The 16,273-nt window shown below is 72.0% G+C and carries 12 protein-coding genes; 9 read left to right on the top strand and 3 right to left on the bottom strand.

Translation table 11 applies throughout. The annotated features are described in order from the left end of the window. From GT045_RS08465 to GT045_RS08455, 3 genes are all read left to right on the top strand, one after another. The coding region (locus GT045_RS08465; RefSeq protein WP_161333792.1) for an RICIN domain-containing protein at positions 1 to 1,016 on the top strand (1,016 nt) is incomplete at its 5' end. A gap of 62 nt (positions 1,017 to 1,078) precedes the next feature. Then, entirely contained in the window at positions 1,079 to 3,376 is a 2,298-nt protein-coding gene (locus GT045_RS08460) for an ATP-dependent RecD-like DNA helicase (protein WP_161333791.1), read from the top strand. A gap of 154 nt (positions 3,377 to 3,530) precedes the next feature. Further along, on the top strand, positions 3,531 to 4,820 hold the full coding sequence (locus tag GT045_RS08455; protein ID WP_161294123.1) for a citrate synthase: 1,290 nt from the start codon (positions 3,531 to 3,533) through the stop codon (positions 4,818 to 4,820). A gap of 646 nt (positions 4,821 to 5,466) precedes the next feature. On the opposite strand, the gene GT045_RS08450 is transcribed toward GT045_RS08455, so the two are convergent. Further along, complete coding sequence (locus GT045_RS08450) at positions 5,467 to 7,719, bottom strand: heavy metal translocating P-type ATPase (RefSeq protein WP_161333790.1); 2,253 nt, start codon at positions 7,717 to 7,719, stop codon at positions 5,467 to 5,469. 85 nt (positions 7,720 to 7,804) lie between these two features. Further along, positions 7,805 to 8,044: a heavy-metal-associated domain-containing protein gene (locus tag GT045_RS08445; protein ID WP_161294127.1), complete on the bottom strand. Its 240-nt coding sequence runs from the start codon at positions 8,042 to 8,044 to the stop codon at positions 7,805 to 7,807. A gap of 238 nt (positions 8,045 to 8,282) precedes the next feature. On the opposite strand from GT045_RS08445, the gene GT045_RS08440 reads away from it, so the two are divergent. Then, positions 8,283 to 9,326 (top strand): zinc-dependent alcohol dehydrogenase family protein, encoded by a 1,044-nt coding sequence (locus GT045_RS08440; RefSeq protein ID WP_161294129.1) that lies wholly within the window; start codon positions 8,283 to 8,285, stop codon positions 9,324 to 9,326. A 168-nt stretch (positions 9,327 to 9,494) separates the two neighbouring features. On the opposite strand, the gene GT045_RS08435 is transcribed toward GT045_RS08440, so the two are convergent. Then, positions 9,495 to 9,695 (bottom strand): MerR family transcriptional regulator, encoded by a 201-nt coding sequence (locus GT045_RS08435; RefSeq protein ID WP_161294131.1) that lies wholly within the window; start codon positions 9,693 to 9,695, stop codon positions 9,495 to 9,497. 291 nt (positions 9,696 to 9,986) lie between these two features. Here GT045_RS08435 and iolC point away from each other — a divergent pair, with 291 nt between their 5' ends. The 5 genes from iolC to mmsA all read left to right on the top strand — a co-directional run bounded on the left by iolC (position 9,987) and on the right by mmsA (position 16,121). Beyond that, positions 9,987 to 10,937 carry a 5-dehydro-2-deoxygluconokinase gene (gene iolC / locus GT045_RS08430; protein ID WP_161333789.1) on the top strand — a complete coding sequence of 317 codons (951 nt, stop codon included), beginning with the start codon at positions 9,987 to 9,989 and terminating at the stop codon, positions 10,935 to 10,937. Between the two features lie 83 nt (positions 10,938 to 11,020). Next, positions 11,021 to 11,881 (top strand): deoxyribose-phosphate aldolase, encoded by an 861-nt coding sequence (locus GT045_RS08425; RefSeq protein WP_161333793.1) that lies wholly within the window; start codon positions 11,021 to 11,023, stop codon positions 11,879 to 11,881. 7 nt (positions 11,882 to 11,888) lie between these two features. Next, a complete protein-coding gene (gene iolB, locus GT045_RS08420) occupies positions 11,889 to 12,728 on the top strand; it encodes a 5-deoxy-glucuronate isomerase (RefSeq protein ID WP_161298426.1) in 840 nt (279 codons plus the stop codon). Then, positions 12,725 to 14,602: a 3D-(3,5/4)-trihydroxycyclohexane-1,2-dione acylhydrolase (decyclizing) gene (gene iolD / locus GT045_RS08415; protein WP_161333788.1), complete on the top strand. Its 1,878-nt coding sequence runs from the start codon at positions 12,725 to 12,727 to the stop codon at positions 14,600 to 14,602. The genes iolB and iolD overlap by 4 nt, the downstream gene beginning before the upstream one ends. A 16-nt stretch (positions 14,603 to 14,618) precedes the next feature. Beyond that, positions 14,619 to 16,121 (top strand): CoA-acylating methylmalonate-semialdehyde dehydrogenase, encoded by a 1,503-nt coding sequence (gene mmsA, locus GT045_RS08410; RefSeq protein WP_161333787.1) that lies wholly within the window; start codon positions 14,619 to 14,621, stop codon positions 16,119 to 16,121. Positions 16,122 to 16,273 lie beyond the last annotated feature (152 nt).

The raw sequence follows: 16,273 nt of genomic DNA, 5'->3' as shown, positions 1-16,273 counted from the left end.
CGGCGCACCCGGCGGCGCACCCGGCGGCGCACGCGGCGGCCGGAGCGACGGCGACGGACCCGACCGGCCTGAACGGCATCACGATCACCAACGTCAACAACGGCCGCAACCTCGACGCGCAGAACGGCAACACCGGTGACGGCGTCTTCATCGTCACCAACAGCTCGCCGGGGTACCACCAGAAGTGGCGCCTGCAGCCCGACCGGTCGGACGGCTCGTTCAGCATCGTCAACTCCGACACCGGCAAGTGCGTGGACGCGGGGACACCGCTGCGGCAGCGGTCCTGCGACGGCCGGGCGAGTGAGCAGTGGTACTTCCAGCCCGTCACGGGCAGCACGGCCACCTTCATGATCAGGCAGAAGCGGGACAACTCCTGTCTCGACGTCTGGTACGCGGCCAACTACGACGACGCCTGGACCGACAACTACTCCTGCAACGGCACGACCGCGCAGAGGTGGGTCCTGTCCGGCACCGGTACCGCCGCCGCGGACGCGCGCGACCTCGCCGTCGACTACGCCGCCGCGCGGTGCGCGAAGGACACCTCCACCTGCTCCTGGAGCACCCGGAGCCAGACGCCGGCCGCCCCGCTGCCGAAGCAGTGCGTCTCTCCCGTCTGGTACAACGGGTCGGAGAGTCCCGCCGGTTACACCTTCAGCATCAACAAGCAGACCGGGTGGTCCAGCTCGCTGGGCTGGCAGCTGTCGGCGTCACTGGGAACGGGCGCGGCGTCCCCGATCACCACCTCCGTGGCGAGCACCGTCTCGGGCAACGTGAGCCTGAGCATCACCGAGGACCTGGGCAACTCGGTGTCCGCGACGATCCCGCCGAACAAGTACGGCTGGGTCGCCCTGTCGGAACTGGCGACGCGGGTCACCGGCACGTGGACGTTCGACAGGAACGGCTTCGCGTGGACGGCCGACGACACCCTCACCGTTCCGCTGAAGAACGACTCCACGGGCGGCGCCAGCATCTACAGCGTGCAGACCAGCAGCACGTTCACCAACTGCCAGTCGTGAGCCCCCGGCGGGCACCCACGGGGGAGGTGCCCGCTGTCACACCCCACCGGTACCGTCGGATCATGGCTCAACAGGCGGGGACCCCCACGGGCGAACGGCGGCTCGCCGTACTCGAAGGCGTGCTGGAGAGGATCACGTACGCCAACGAGGAGAACGGCTACACGGTCGCCCGGGTCGACACCGGAAGAGGCGCCGGCGACCTGCTCACGGTCGTCGGCGCACTGCTCGGTGCCCAGGCGGGGGAGTCCCTGCGGATGGAGGGCCGCTGGGGGTCCCACCCGCAGTACGGCAAGCAGTTCCACGTCGAGAACTACACGACCGTCCTGCCCGCCACGGTGCAGGGCATCCGCCGCTACCTCGGCTCCGGCCTGGTCAAGGGCATCGGCCCGGTCTTCGCCGACCGCATCACGCAGCACTTCGGCGTCGACACCCTCCGGATCATCGAGGAGGAGCCCGGGCGGCTCGTCGAGGTGCCGGGGCTCGGTCCCAAGCGGACCAGGAAGATCGCCGACGCCTGGGAGGAGCAGAAGGCGATCAAGGAGGTCATGCTCTTCCTCCAGACCGTCGAGGTGTCCACCTCCATCGCCGTGCGGATCTACAAGAAGTACGGCGACGCGTCGATCGCGGTGGTCAAGGAGCAGCCGTACCGGCTCGCCGCGGACGTCTGGGGCATCGGCTTCCTCACGGCCGACAAGATCGCCCAGTCGGTCGGCATCCCGCACGACAGCCCCGAGCGCGTGAAGGCCGGCCTGCAGTACGCGCTGTCGCAGTCCGCCGACCAGGGGAACTGCTTCCTGCCGGAGGAGCGGCTGATCGCCGACGCCGTCAAGCTCCTCCAGGTCGACACCGGGCTGGTCATCGAATGTCTCGCCGAGCTGGGCCGCCCGCCCGAAGAGGGCGAGGACCCCGGGGTCGTCCGGGAGCGGGTGCCCGGGCCCGACGGCGGCCCGGAGCCCGTCAGCGCCGTCTACCTGGTGCCTTTCCACCGCGCCGAGTTGTCCCTCTCCGCGCAGCTGCTGCGGCTGCTGCGCACGGACCAGGACCGGATGCCCGGCTTCAGGGACGTGGACTGGGGCAAGGCGCTGGGCTGGCTGAGAACGCGCACCGGGGCCGAGCTGGCGCCCGAGCAGGAGGCGGCCGTCCGGCTGGCGCTGACCGAGAAGGTCGCCGTGCTGACCGGAGGGCCGGGCTGCGGCAAGTCCTTCACCGTGCGCTCGATCGTGGAGCTGGCCCGGGCCCGGCGGGCCAAGGTGCTGCTGGCCGCTCCGACCGGCCGTGCGGCCAAGCGGCTGTCGGAGCTGACCGGTGCCGAGGCGTCCACGGTGCACCGGCTGCTGGAACTGCGGCCCGGCGGGGACGCCGCCTACGACCGGGACCGGCCGCTCGACGCCGACCTGGTCGTCGTGGACGAGGCGTCGATGCTGGACCTGCTGCTGGCCAACAAGCTGGTGAAGGCCGTACCGCCGGGGGCCCATCTGCTGTTCGTGGGGGACGTCGACCAGCTGCCCAGCGTGGGAGCGGGGGAGGTGCTGCGGGACCTGCTCGCCGAGGGCGGTCCCGTCCCGGCCGTCCGGCTCACCCGGGTCTTCCGGCAGGCCCAGCAGTCCGGAGTGGTCACCAACGCGCACCGGATCAACGCCGGGCAGCATCCGCTCACCGACGGTCTGAAGGACTTCTTCCTCTTCGTCGAGGACGACACCGAAGCGGCGGGCCGGCTCACCGTCGACGTGGCCGCGCGGCGGATCCCGGCCAGATTCGGGCTGGACCCGCGCCGGGACGTCCAGGTGCTGGCGCCGATGCACCGGGGCCCGGCCGGGGCGGGAACCCTCAACGGGCTGCTGCAGCAGGCCATCACCCCGGGGCGGCCCGACCTGCCGGAGAAGCGGTTCGGCGGCCGAGTCTTCCGGATCGGCGACAAGGTCACCCAGATCCGCAACAATTACGACAAAGGGGAGAACGGCGTCTTCAACGGCACCGTCGGTGTCGTCACCTCGCTCGATCCGGTCGACCAGCGGCTGACCGTACTGACGGACGAGGACGAGGAGGTTCCGTACGAATTCGACGAACTGGACGAACTGGCCCACGCGTACGCGGTGACCATCCACCGTTCCCAGGGGAGCGAGTATCCCGCCGTGGTGATTCCCGTCACCACCGGGGCATGGATGATGCTCCAGCGGAACCTGCTGTACACGGCGGTCACCCGGGCCCGCCGGCTGGTCGTCCTCGTCGGTTCACGCAAGGCGATCGGGCAGGCGGTGCGCACGGTGTCGGCCGGACGGCGGTGCACGGCCCTCGACTTCAGGCTCGCCGGAAATGATCGATCAAATGAGTCAGGAAGGTCACAGAGCATTTCCAGATGAGCCTCCGAGGGGGCAGGATGAGCAGGTTGACGGCACTGAGTGCCGCCAAAAGGCCCAATGGTCGACCCCGAGTGCACTCTCCTGAGCCAAATGGGGGATGGTAGAGACAGTCAGGGCACCTCGAAGATGAGGCACTACGTCGGTGAGGGAAGACGTGAGCGACAACTCTGTAGTACTGCGGTACGGCGACGGCGAGTACACCTACCCGGTGGTCGACAGCACCGTCGGCGACAAGGGCTTCGACATCGGGAAGCTCCGCGCCCAGACCGGTCTGGTGACGCTGGACAGCGGCTACGGCAACACGGCCGCCTACAAATCCGCCGTCACCTACCTCGACGGCGAGGCGGGCATCCTCCGCTACCGCGGCTACCCCATCGAGCAGCTGGCCGAGCGCTCCACCTTCCTTGAGGTGGCGTACCTGCTGATCAACGGCGAACTGCCCACCGTCGACCAGCTGACGGCGTTCAAGGACGACATCACGCGGCACACCCTGCTGCACGAGGACGTCAAGAACTTCTACCGCGGCTTCCCGCGCGACGCGCACCCGATGGCCATGCTGTCCTCGGTGGTCTCGGCGCTGTCCACCTTCTACCAGGACAGCCACAACCCGTTCGACGAGAAGCAGCGTGACCTCTCCACGATCCGGCTGCTCGCGAAGCTTCCGACGATCGCGGCCTACGCGTACAAGAAGTCGATCGGCCACCCGTTCGTCTACCCGCGCAACGACCTCGGCTACGTCGAGAACTTCCTGCGCATGACGTTCTCGGTCCCGGCCCAGGAGTTCGACCTGGACCCGGTCGTGGTGGCGGCCCTGGACAAGCTGCTGATCCTGCACGCCGACCACGAGCAGAACTGTTCGACCTCCACGGTCCGCCTGGTCGGCTCCTCGCAGGCCAACATGTTCGCGTCGATCTCGGCCGGCATCAGCGCCCTGTGGGGCCCGCTGCACGGCGGCGCCAACCAGTCGGTGCTGGAGATGCTGGAGGGCATCCGCGACTCCGGCTCCGACGTCGACACCTTCATCCGGAAGGTGAAGAACAAGGAGGACGGCGTCCGCCTGATGGGCTTCGGCCACCGGGTCTACAAGAACTTCGACCCCCGCGCCAAGATCATCAAGGCCGCCGCGCACGACGTGCTCTCCGCGCTGGGCAAGTCGGACGAGCTGCTCGACATCGCTCTGAAGCTGGAGGAGCACGCGCTCTCCGACGACTACTTCGTCGAGCGCAAGCTCTACCCGAACGTCGACTTCTACACCGGCCTGATCTACCGGGCCATGGGCTTCCCGACCGAGATGTTCACGGTCCTGTTCGCCCTCGGCCGGCTGCCGGGCTGGATCGCCCAGTGGACCGAGATGATCAAGGAGCCGGGTTCCCGCATCGGCCGTCCGCGCCAGATCTACACCGGCGTCGTCGAGCGGGACTTCGTCCCCGTCGAGGAGCGCTGAGCCACCGAGTACCAGGGTCTGCCCGCCGGGGCGGGCCCTGAGCCGGTGACGCGCAAGCGGAAGAAGCGGAAGAAGAAGCGCGCAAAGCGGAAGGCGCCCTGACGCCGGTCCCCCCACGGGCCGACGACCAGGGCGCCTTCCCATGTCCCGGTGCGGATTCCCCCCACGGGATCCGGCCGGGCGCTCGGAGAGGACAGCGCCTGAATCGCTGTCTGAGCACGACGAGCCGAACTCGCCGTACTCCAGTGATGCGGTGCGATCTGCCGGGACAACGCACGCTGGGAGGGCCGCTCAAAGCTTCCCGGTGTACGTGCCCCGGCAACGCTCCCCCAAGCTCTGAACTTCGTTCGAGCCGGGAGGTACCCCCATCTGAGGAAGTCCCCCAAGACATCCCCAGAGGCCAGTCAGCGCCCCCCAAGACGCTGGTCTGACATCGCCAACTTAGACCTTCGAACCCCTTCGATGGTTACGTTCGCATCACTGTGATCTGCGTCTCTTGCATATGTCCCTTAAGTGCGCAAGAGCCCCGATACGTCGATCGGGACCCAAGCGTAAGGATGATGCGCGAGCCTTGTGAAGAGCTTATGTGAGGTGCGCGTCGGACTCCAGGGGGACCGGGAGATCGATCAGGGCGATTGCGGCCGGATCACCGGAAGGACCGCAGCCGGAGGCTGTTGGTGACCACGAAGACCGAGGAGAAGGCCATCGCGGCCCCGGCGATCATCGGGTTCAGCAGGCCGGCGGCGGCCAGCGGCAGCGCGGCGACGTTGTAGCCGAAGGCCCACACCAGATTGCCCTTGATGGTGGTCAGCGTGCGGCGGGCCAGCCGGATCGCGTCCGCGGCCACCCGCAGGTCCCCGCGCACCAGTGTCAGGTCGCCCGCCTCGATCGCCGCGTCCGTGCCCGTGCCCATGGCCAGGCCCAGATCGGCGGTGGCGAGCGCGGCGGCGTCGTTCACGCCGTCGCCGACCATCGCCACGGCCCGTCCCTCGCGCTGGAGCCGCCGTACGGCCTCCACCTTGTCCTCGGGCAGCACCTCGGCGACCACGTGCTCCGCGTCGATGCCGACGGCCCTCGCCACCACCTCGGCGACCGTGCGGTTGTCCCCGGTGAGCAGCACGGGGGTGAGGCCCAGTCCGCGCAGGGCGCGGACCGCCTCCGCGCTGGTGTCCTTGACCGTGTCGGCGACGGCCAGCACGCCGCGGGCCCGCCCGTCCCAGCCCGCCACGACGGCCGTACGCCCCTGCCGCTCGGCCTCCCGGGCCGCCCGGGCCACGTCCTGCGGCAGCTCGTCGTACAGGCGCCCCACGGCCACCTCGCGGCCGTCCACGCGTCCCCGCACCCCGCGTCCGGGCACGTTCTCGAAGTGCTCGACGGCAGGCAGCCGTCCGGCGCGCTCCTCGGCCCCGGCGGCGATCGCGCGGGCCACGGGATGCTCGGAGGCGTGCTCCAGGGCGCCGGCGAGCCGCAGCAGCTCCTTCTCGTCCACGCCGTCGGCGGCGTACACCGACTGCAGGCTCATCCGGCCGGTGGTGACGGTGCCGGTCTTGTCCAGCACGACCGTGTCCACGCGGCGCGTGGACTCCAGGACCTCGGGGCCCTTGATCAGGATGCCGAGCTGGGCGCCACGCCCGGTGCCCACCATCAGCGCGGTCGGCGTGGCGAGGCCCAGCGCACAGGGGCAGGCGATGATCAGCACCGCGACGGCGGCCGTGAACGCCGCGACCGCGTCGCCGGTGACGCCCAGCCAGACGCCGAAGGTGGCGAGCGCTATGAGGAGGACCACGGGGACGAAGACGGCGGAGATGCGGTCGGCGAGCCGCTGCACCTCGGCCTTGCCGGTCTGCGCGTCCTCCACCAGCTTCGCCATCCGGGCGAGCTGGGTGTCCGCGCCGACCCGGGCGGCCTCCACGACCAGCCGGCCGCCCGCGTTGACCGTCGCGCCGGTGACCCGGTCGCCGGGGCCGACGTCGACCGGCACGGACTCGCCGGTCAGCATGGACGCGTCCACCGCGGAGACGCCCTCCACCACCGTGCCGTCGGTGGCGATCTTCTCGCCGGGCCGTACGACGAACCGGTCGCCGACGGCCAGCGACGACACCGGCACGCGCACCTCGCGGCCCTCCCGCAGCACCGCCACGTCCCGGGCGCCCAGTTCCATCAGCGCCTTCAGGGCGGCCCCGGCGCGCCGCTTGGAGCGGGCCTCCAGATAGCGGCCGAGCAGGATCAGCGCGACGACCCCGGCGGCGACCTCCAGGTAGACGGTGGAGGCGCCGTCCATGCGCGAGACGGTGAGGCGGAACTCGTCGTGCATGCCGGTCATGCCCGCGTCGCCCAGGAACAGCGCCCACAGGGACCAGCCGAACGCGGCCAGCGTGCCGACCGAGACGAGGGTGTCCATGGTGGCGGCACCGTGCCGGAGGTTGGTCCAGGCGGCGCGGTGGAAGGGGGCCCCGCCCCAGACGACGACCGGTGCGGCGAGGGTGAGCGAGAGCCACTGCCAGTTGTCGAACTGCAGGACGGGGATCATCGAGAGCAGGACCACGGGGGCCGCGAGCAGCGCGGAGACGAGGAGGCGGTGCCGGGCGGCGTCGAGTTCGGCGTCGCGTGCCGGGGTCTTCGGCTCTGCCTCGGGCGCGGGCTCCGGCGGTGCGGGTTCCTCGGCGGTGTAGCCCGTCCGCTCCACGGTGGCGATCAGGTCGGCGACCCGGACGCCGTCGGCGAAGGTGACCGCGGCCTTCTCGGTGGCGAAGTTGACGGTGGCGCTCACGCCGTCCATCCGGTTGAGCTTCTTCTCCACCCGGGCGGCGCAGGAGGCGCAGGTCATCCCGCCGATGAGCAGTTCTACCCGGCCGCCGTCGGCTGTCCCGGCCGTCGTCGTGGCGCTGGTGCTGGTCATGTCCGGACTCCAGACATCGGACCGGACCGTACGGATCCAGTATCAGCTGGTCGGCACGGTCCGGTCGGGGAAAGGGGGGTCTTTCTCAGATCTGGCCGGCCAGCTCGAAGCCGGCCTCGTCGACGGCGGCGCGCACGGCCTCGTCGTCCAGCGGGGCCTCGGAGACGACGGTCACCTCACCGGTCGACGCCACCGCCTTCACCGAGCTGACGCCCGGGAGCCGGGAGATCTCGGCGGAGACGGAGCCCTCGCAGTGGCCGCAGCTCATGCCGGTGACCTGGTAGACGCTGGTGACGGAGCCCGGGGTGTCGGTCTGGGCGCTCATGTCGTTACTCCTCGTCGAGGCGTGTGGGGCAAAGGGGTCCACGAGGAACCCCACGCTTGATGACACTATACCCCTAGGGGGTATTTCTCCAACGTAGGGGGACCGCAAGGCGCTCCGGCGTGCCGTGCCCCGTCCCGCCCCGCCGGGCCGGGCACCCACCAGGGGCTTCCGGTGGCGAGGGAGCCGCCGCGGACTCCCGGGGTCTAGCCTGCGCGCAGGGTCTACGGAAGGAGCACGCATGCGAGCCGTGGTCTTCGAGCGGTACGGCGAACCCGCCGAGGTGCGTGAGGTGCCCGACCCCCGTCCGGCCCCCCACGGAGTGGTCGTCCGTGTCGAGGCCACGGGCCTGTGCCGCAGTGACTGGCACGCCTGGATGGGGCACGATCCGGACGTCGCGCTGCCGCATGTGCCGGGGCACGAACTCGCCGGCGTGGTCGAGGCGGTGGGCGGACGGGTGACCGGGTGGCGGCCCGGCGACCGGGTCACCGTGCCGTTCGTCTGCGCCTGCGGCGCCTGCCCCTCCTGTGCGGCGGGGGACCAGCAGGTGTGCGAACGGCAGACCCAGCCCGGCTTCCACCACTGGGGCTCCTTCGCCGAGTACGTCGCGCTCGACCACGCCGACGTCAACCTCGTCGGACTCCCGCACGACATGCCGTACGCCACCGCCGCCGCCCTCGGCTGCCGCTTCGCCACCGCCTTCCGGGCCGTGGTGCGGCAGGGCCGGGTGGCGGCGGGGGAGTGGGTCGCGGTGCACGGCTGCGGTGGGGTCGGCCTGTCGGCGGTGATGATCGCGGCGGCCTCGGGTGCCCGGGTGGTCGCGGTCGACGTCTCGCCCCGGGCCCTGGAACTGGCGCGGGAGTTCGGCGCCGCCGTGTGCCTGGACGCCGCCGGTGTGCCCGATCCGGCCGCCGCCGTCCGCGAGCTGACCGGGGGCGGCGCCCACCTCTCGCTCGACGCCCTGGGCTCACCCGCCACCTGCGCCGCCTCCGTGAACGGCCTGCGCCGGCGCGGCCGGCACGTCCAGGTCGGCCTGCTGCCCTCGGCCGACGGCACCACGCCGGTGCCGCTGGCCCGTGCGATCGCCCTGGAGCTGGAACTCCTCGGCAGCCACGGCATGGCCGCCCACGCCTACCCCGGCATGCTCCGCCTGGTCCGCGACGGGGTGCTGCGCCCCGGCCTGCTGGTGACCGGGACGATCACGCTCGACGCGGCCCCGGCGGCTCTCGCCGCCATGGACTCGGCGCCCGGGGCGGGGGTCACCGTCATCGAGCCCTGGAGCTGACGGCCCGGCGGCCCGGCGGCCCGGCGGCCCGGCAGCCCGGCAGCCCGGCAGCCGGACGGCCAGACGGCCCGACGGGCCGGAAGGTCGGCAGGTCGGCAGGTCGGGAAGGGCCGTCGGCGCCCGGTCGCCGTCACCGGGCGCCGGCGTGCCGGGCTCGCCGCCGGGGGGTCAGCCGTCTCTGCGGCCGCGGTTGCCGGGGCGGGAGGCGACCCAGGTGCGGACGGTGTCGGCGTACCAGTAGGGCTTGCCGCCCTCGACGTGGTCGGGCGGGGGCAGCAGCCCGTGCTTGCGGTAGGACCGCACGGTGTCCGGCTGCACCCGGATGTGCGCCGCGATCTCCTTGTAGGACCAGAGCCTTCGGTCGGTCATGAGTTGCACCTCCCTGCGCGCACCGCGGCGGCGGCCTGACACGGCCGCCGGGGGGACCGGGCGCTGCGCTGGCGATCACCAAGCCTGTGCCCGGTGGCCGACGCAGAGTGACCAGTACCGGCCCCCTGTTGAGCGGATGTGGCCCAGAGTCCGCGTAGGCGCGACATGTGTGACGGGAAGGGGGTATTTGTGACACTCCGGCCATCACCTGGTCCGAATGTCCGGACAAAACATTGACAGGCTTCGGTGGACGGGCTAGAAAGCCGGGAGAGCCGTGACGAAGGGAAGCCGATGGCCTACGACCTGATCACCATGGGGCGGATCGGAGTGGACCTCTACCCGTTGCAGACCGGCGTCCCGCTCGCCCGGGTGTCGTCCTTCGGCAAGTTCCTCGGCGGATCGGCGGCGAACGTCGCGGTCGCCGCGGCCCGGCTCGGCCGGCACACCGCCGTCATCACGCGCACCGGGGACGACCCGTTCGGCACCTATCTGCACGAGGCGCTGCGCGGCTTCGGCGTCGACGACCGCTGGGTCACCCCCGTCCCCGGACTGCCGACCCCGGTCACCTTCTGCGAGGTCTTCCCGCCGGACGACTTCCCGCTCTACTTCTACCGGCGACCCAAGGCCCCCGACCTGGAGATCCACCCCCATGAACTGGATCTCGACGCCATCCGCCGGGCGCGGGTCTTCTGGGTCACCGGCACCGGCCTGAGCGAGGAGCCGAGCCGTACGGCGACCCTCGCGGCCCTCGCCCACCGCGCCGGGGCGGGCACCACGGTCTTCGACCTCGACTGGCGCCCCATGTTCTGGAACCACCCCGACCAGGCCCGCCCCTTCTACGCCGAGGCCCTGCGCCACGCCACCGTCGCCGTCGGCAACCTGGACGAGGTGGAGGTCGCCACCGGGGAGCGCGAACCGCACGCCGCCGCCCGCGCGCTGCTGGACACCGGGGTGGAGCTGGCCGTCGTCAAGCAGGGGCCCAAGGGGGTCCTCGCCGTCGACCGCGACGGCCGGAGCGCCGAGGTCCCGCCGCTGCCCGTCACCGTCCTCAACGGGCTCGGCGCCGGAGACGCCTTCGGCGGTTCCCTCTGCCACGCCCTGCTGGCCGGCTGGGACCTGGAGACGGCCATGCGGCACGCCAACGCCGCCGGCGCCATCGTCGCCTCCCGCCTGGAGTGCTCCTCCGCGATGCCCACCCCCGCCGAGGTCGCCGCCGCGCTCGACGCCGGAGCGGTCCTGTGAGGGCCGGCCGGGTCGCCGGCGCGCACGCCGAGGGCGGGGACGCCGGCCGGCGCCCCCGGGCCGACGTCGCCGAACTCGTCCGCATCCGCACCCGCCACCCCGAGGCGATCGCGGAGGCCGCCGCCCGCCGGGCCCGCAGGCCGCTGCTGAACGACAGCGGACGGCTGATGATCGTCGCCGCCGACCACCCCGCCCGCGGCGCACTCGGCGTCGGCGACCGGCAACTGGCCATGGCCAACCGCGCCGACCTGCTCGAACGCCTCTGCCTCGCACTGTCCCGGCCCGGCGTCGACGGTGTCCTCGCCACCGCCGACATCCTGGACGACCTGCTCCTGCTCGGCGCCCTGGACCACAAGGTCGTCATGGGCTCGATGAACCGCGGCGGCCTGCAGGGCGCCAGCTTCGAACTCGACGACCGGTTCACCGGCCACCGCCCCGAGGACATCGAGCGGCTCGGCTTCGACGCGGGCAAGCTGCTCCTGCGCGTGGACTACACCGACCCGGGCTCCCTCGCCACCCTGGAGTCCACGGCCCGCGCCATCGACGCCATGGCCGCGCGGCGGCTGCCGGTGTTCGTCGAACCGTTCATCAGCCGCCGCGGACCCGACGGGAGACTGGCCAACGACCTGTCCGCCGAGGCGGTCACCCGGTCCATCGCCATCGCCTCCGGCCTGGGCGGCTCCTCGGCCTACACCTGGCTCAAGGTGCCCGTCACCGAGGACCCCGACGACATGGCCCGGGTGATGGAGACCTCCACCCTGCCCGCCGTGCTGCTCGGCGGGGACATCGGCGACTCGCCCGGGGACCAGGACGCCGCCTACGAGAAGTGGCGCGGCGCGCTCCAACTGCCCACCGTGCGCGGCCTGGTGGTCGGCCGCTCGCTGCTGTACCCGGCGGACGGCGACGTGGCCGCCGCCGTCGACACCGCCGTAGGACTGCTGTGAGGGCCGCATGACCAGCACCGATCCCCACCTGCCCAGGGGCGCCACCGCGAACGAGCGGTACGCCGTCGACATCGGCCCCGAGCTGGCCGGCTGGACACACAGCAGCCTGCGCGTCGTCGAGTCGGCGCCCGGCGGCAGCCATATGTTCACCACCGGTGACAGTGAGTGGATCGTGCTTCCGCTGGAAGGCGGCTGTACCGTACGGATCGAGACCGCGGCGACCGAGCGGGTCGAGTTCCAACTCCGGGGCCGGGACAATGTGTTCGCGGGTGTCTCCGACTTCGCGTACGCCCCCCGGGACGCCCGGGTCCAGATCGCCTCCGGCGCGGGAGGCCGCTTCGCCCTGGCAGGAGCGAAGTGCGAGCGACGACTCCCCGCCCGCTACGGCCCCGCGCCGGAGGTCCCCGTCGAGGAGCGCGGCAGCGGCACCTGCGCCCGCCGCGTGCGCAACTTCGCCTCCGCCGACTCCTTCGACTGCGACAGGCTGATCGCCGTAGAGGTGATCACTCCCGGCGGCAACTGGTCGTCGTACCCGCCGCACAAGCACGACGAGCACCGGCCGGGCGAGGAGTCCGAGCTGGAGGAGATCTACTACTTCGAGATCGACGGCCCGAACGGACTCGGCTACCAGCGCGTGTTCCCCTCCCGCGAGGGCGGCTGCGACGTCCTCGCCGAGGTCCGCTCCGGCGACGCCGTCCTCGTCCCCGACGGCTGGCACGGCCCGTCCATCGCCCAGCCCGGACACGACATGTACTACCTGAACGTCATGGCGGGCCCGGGGGAGACCCGGGAGTGGCGGATCTGCTTCCACCCCGATCACACAGAAGGCACAGGGGGCTACCGATGACGATCCGGCTGACCGTCGCCCAGGCGCTCGTCCGATTCCTCGCCGTCCAGTACACCGCGCGGGACGGCGCACGGCAGCGGCTGATCGGCGCCACCTGGGGCATCTTCGGCCACGGCAACGTCGCCGGGATCGGCCAGGCACTGGTCGAGTACGCCGACGTCATGCCCTACCACCAGGGCCGCAACGAACAGTCCATGGTGCACGCCGCGGTCGGGTACGCCCGCCAGTCGAACCGCCTGTCCACGCACGCGGTGACGACCTCGATCGGGCCCGGCGCGACCAACCTCGTCACCGGCGCCGCCCTGGCCACCGTCAACCACGTCCCGGTCCTGCTGCTGCCCGGCGACGTCTTCGCCACCCGCCCCGCCGACCCGGTCCTGCAGCAGCTGGAGGTGCCGTACGCGGGTGACGTCTCGGTCAACGACACCCTGCGCCCGGTGTCGAAGTACTTCGACCGCGTCACGCGGCCGGAGGCCCTGATCCCGTCGGCCCTCCAGGCCGTACGGGTGCTCACCGACCCCGTCGAGACCGGCGCGGTCACGCTCGCCCTGCCCCAGGACGTCCAGGCGGAGGCGTACGACTGGCCGGAGGAGTTCTTCTCGACGCGCGTGTGGACAGTACGGCGGCCGGGCGCCGACCCCACCGAGCTGGCCGAGGCGGTCCGGGCGGTCCGGGCGGCACGCCGGCCGCTGGTCGTCGCCGGCGGCGGGGTCCACCACAGCCGCGCGGAGGACGCGCTCGCCGAGTTCGCGTCGCTGACCCGCGTCCCGGTCGCCTCCACCCAGGCCGGCAAGGGCTCGCTGCGCCACGACCACCCGCAGGACGTCGGCGGGATCGGCCACACCGGCACCGCCACCGCCGACGAGCTGGCCCGCACCGCGGACCTCGTGATCGGCGTCGGCACCCGCTGGACCGACTTCACCACCGCCTCCGGCACCCTCTTCGAGAACCCGGACGTCCGCTTCCTGAACCTCAACATCGCGCCCTTCGACGGCCACAAACTGGCCGGGCTCCCGCTGGTCGCGGACGCCCGCAGCGGCCTGGGCGAGCTGACCGCGGCCCTGGGGCTGCACGGGCACCGGGCCGCCGACTCCTACGTCACCGAGTACACCGAGGCCAAGCGGCGCTGGGAACAGCGCGTCGACTCCTGCTTCGAGGCCGGCGAACCCGGCGTACGGCCGACCCAGCCGCAGGTCGTCGGCGCCCTGGACGCACTGGTGGACGAGTCGGACATCATCGTCAACGCGGCCGGCTCGCTCCCGGGCGACCTGCACAAGCTGTGGCGGGCCCGCTCCCACGACCAGTACCACCTGGAGTACGGCTACTCCTGCATGGGCTACGAGATCCCGGCCGCGATCGGCGTCAAGCTCGCCGCGCCCGAGCGGAACGTCTGGGCGCTGGTCGGCGACGGCACCTACCTGATGATGCCCACGGAGATCGTGACCGCCGTGCAGGAGGGCATCGCGATCAAGATCCTGCTCGTGCAGAACCACGGGTACGCGTCCATCGGCGGTCTGTCGGAGTCGGTGGGCGGTGAGCGGTTCGGCACGGCGTACCGGTTCCCGGCGGACGGGGGGTCCCTCACGGGCGCCCCCCTGCCCGTCGACCTCGCCGCCAACGCGGCCAGCCTCGGCATGCGGGTGCTGCGCGCGAAGACCGTACGGGAGCTGCGGGCGGCGCTCGCCGAGGCGCGGGCCGCCGACACTCCCACATGTGTCTACGTGGAGACCGAAACGTCCGACACTGTGTCGGGCGCGCCTCCGGCCCAGGCCTGGTGGGATGTTCCTGTGGCCGAGACCGCGACCCGACCGTCGGCGGTCAAGGCACGTGAGCTGTACGAACGGCACGTCTCGACCCGACGCCGCCATCTGTGAGAAGGAGTCTCTGGGCATGACGAAGATCGTCAACCACTGGATCGGCGGCAAGACCGTCGAAGGTGCGTCGGGGACGTACGGGCCGGTCACGGACCCGGCGACCGGCGCGGTGACCACCAAGGTCGCGTTCGCGTCGGTCGAGGAGGTGGACGCGGCCGTCGCGGCGGCCAAGGACGCCTTCGCCACCTGGGGCCAGTCCTCGCTCGCCCAGCGCACGACCGTCCTGTTCCGGTTCCGCGCGCTGCTCGACGCCCACCGCGACGAGATCGCCGAGCTGATCACCGCCGAGCACGGCAAGGTGCACTCCGACGCCCTCGGCGAGGTCGCGCGCGGCCTGGAGATCGTCGACCTGGCCTGCGGGATCAACGTGCAGCTGAAGGGCGAGCTGTCCACCCAGGTCGCGAACCGGGTCGACGTCTCCTCGCTGCGCCAGCCGCTCGGTGTCGTCGCGGGCATCACGCCGTTCAACTTCCCGGCGATGGTCCCGATGTGGATGTTCCCGATCGCCATCGCGACCGGCAACACCTTCGTGCTGAAGCCGAGCGAGAAGGACCCCTCGGCGTCCGTCCGGATCGCCGAGCTGCTGTCCGAGGCCGGACTCCCCGACGGCGTGTTCAACGTCCTGCACGGCGACAAGGTGGCCGTCGACCGGCTGCTGGAGCACCCGGACGTCAAGGCCGTCTCCTTCGTCGGCTCGACCCCGATCGCCCGCCACATCCACACCACCGCCTCCGCCAACGGCAAGCGCGTGCAGGCGCTCGGCGGCGCCAAGAACCACATGCTGGTGCTGCCGGACGCCGACCTGGACGCCGCCGCCGACGCCGCCGTGTCGGCCGCCTACGGCTCCGCGGGCGAGCGCTGCATGGCCATCTCCGCGGTCGTCGCGGTCGGCTCCATCGGTGACGAGCTGGTCGACCGGATCCGCGAGCGGGCCGAGAAGATCAAGATCGGTCCCGGCGACGACCCGGCGTCCGAGATGGGCCCGCTGATCACCAAGGCCCACCGCGACAAGGTGGCCTCGTACGTCTCGGGCGCCGCCGCCGAGGGCGCCGAGGTCGTGCTGGACGGCACCGGCTACACCGTCGAGGGCTACGAGGACGGCCACTGGATCGGCATCTCCCTGCTGGACCGGGTGCCGACCACCGCGAAGGCGTACCAGGACGAGATCTTCGGCCCGGTGCTGTGCGTCCTGCGCGCCGAGACCTACGAGGAGGGCCTGGCCCTCATCAACGCCTCGCCGTTCGGCAACGGCACCGCGATCTTCACCCGGGACGGCGGCGCCGCCCGCCGCTTCCAGCTGGAGGTCGAGGCCGGCATGGTCGGCGTGAACGTGCCGATCCCGGTGCCGGTGGGCTACCACTCCTTCGGTGGCTGGAAGGACTCGCTCTTCGGCGACCACCACATCTACGGCAACGACGGCACGCACTTCTACACGCGCGGCAAGGTCGTCACCACGCGCTGGCCCGACCCGGCCGACGCCCCCACGGGCGTGGACCTGGGCTTCCCGCGCAACCACTGACCCGCGGCTTCCGGCCTTCCGCCCTCCGGCCGTCGTCCGGCACCGGTGCCCCGCCCTCCGCGCAGGAGGGCGGGGCACCGGCGCGTCCGGCCCCGTCGGCGCCGCCGCACCCGCGCCCCCGGCCGCACCCGCGCCCCCGGCCGTGCCCGGGA

The organism is Streptomyces sp. SID486, assembly GCF_009865385.1.
Taxonomy (GTDB): Bacteria; Actinomycetota; Actinomycetes; order Streptomycetales; family Streptomycetaceae; genus Streptomyces.
Note: the sequence above shows the minus strand (reverse complement) of the source record. Positions and strands in the feature narration are given on the sequence as shown.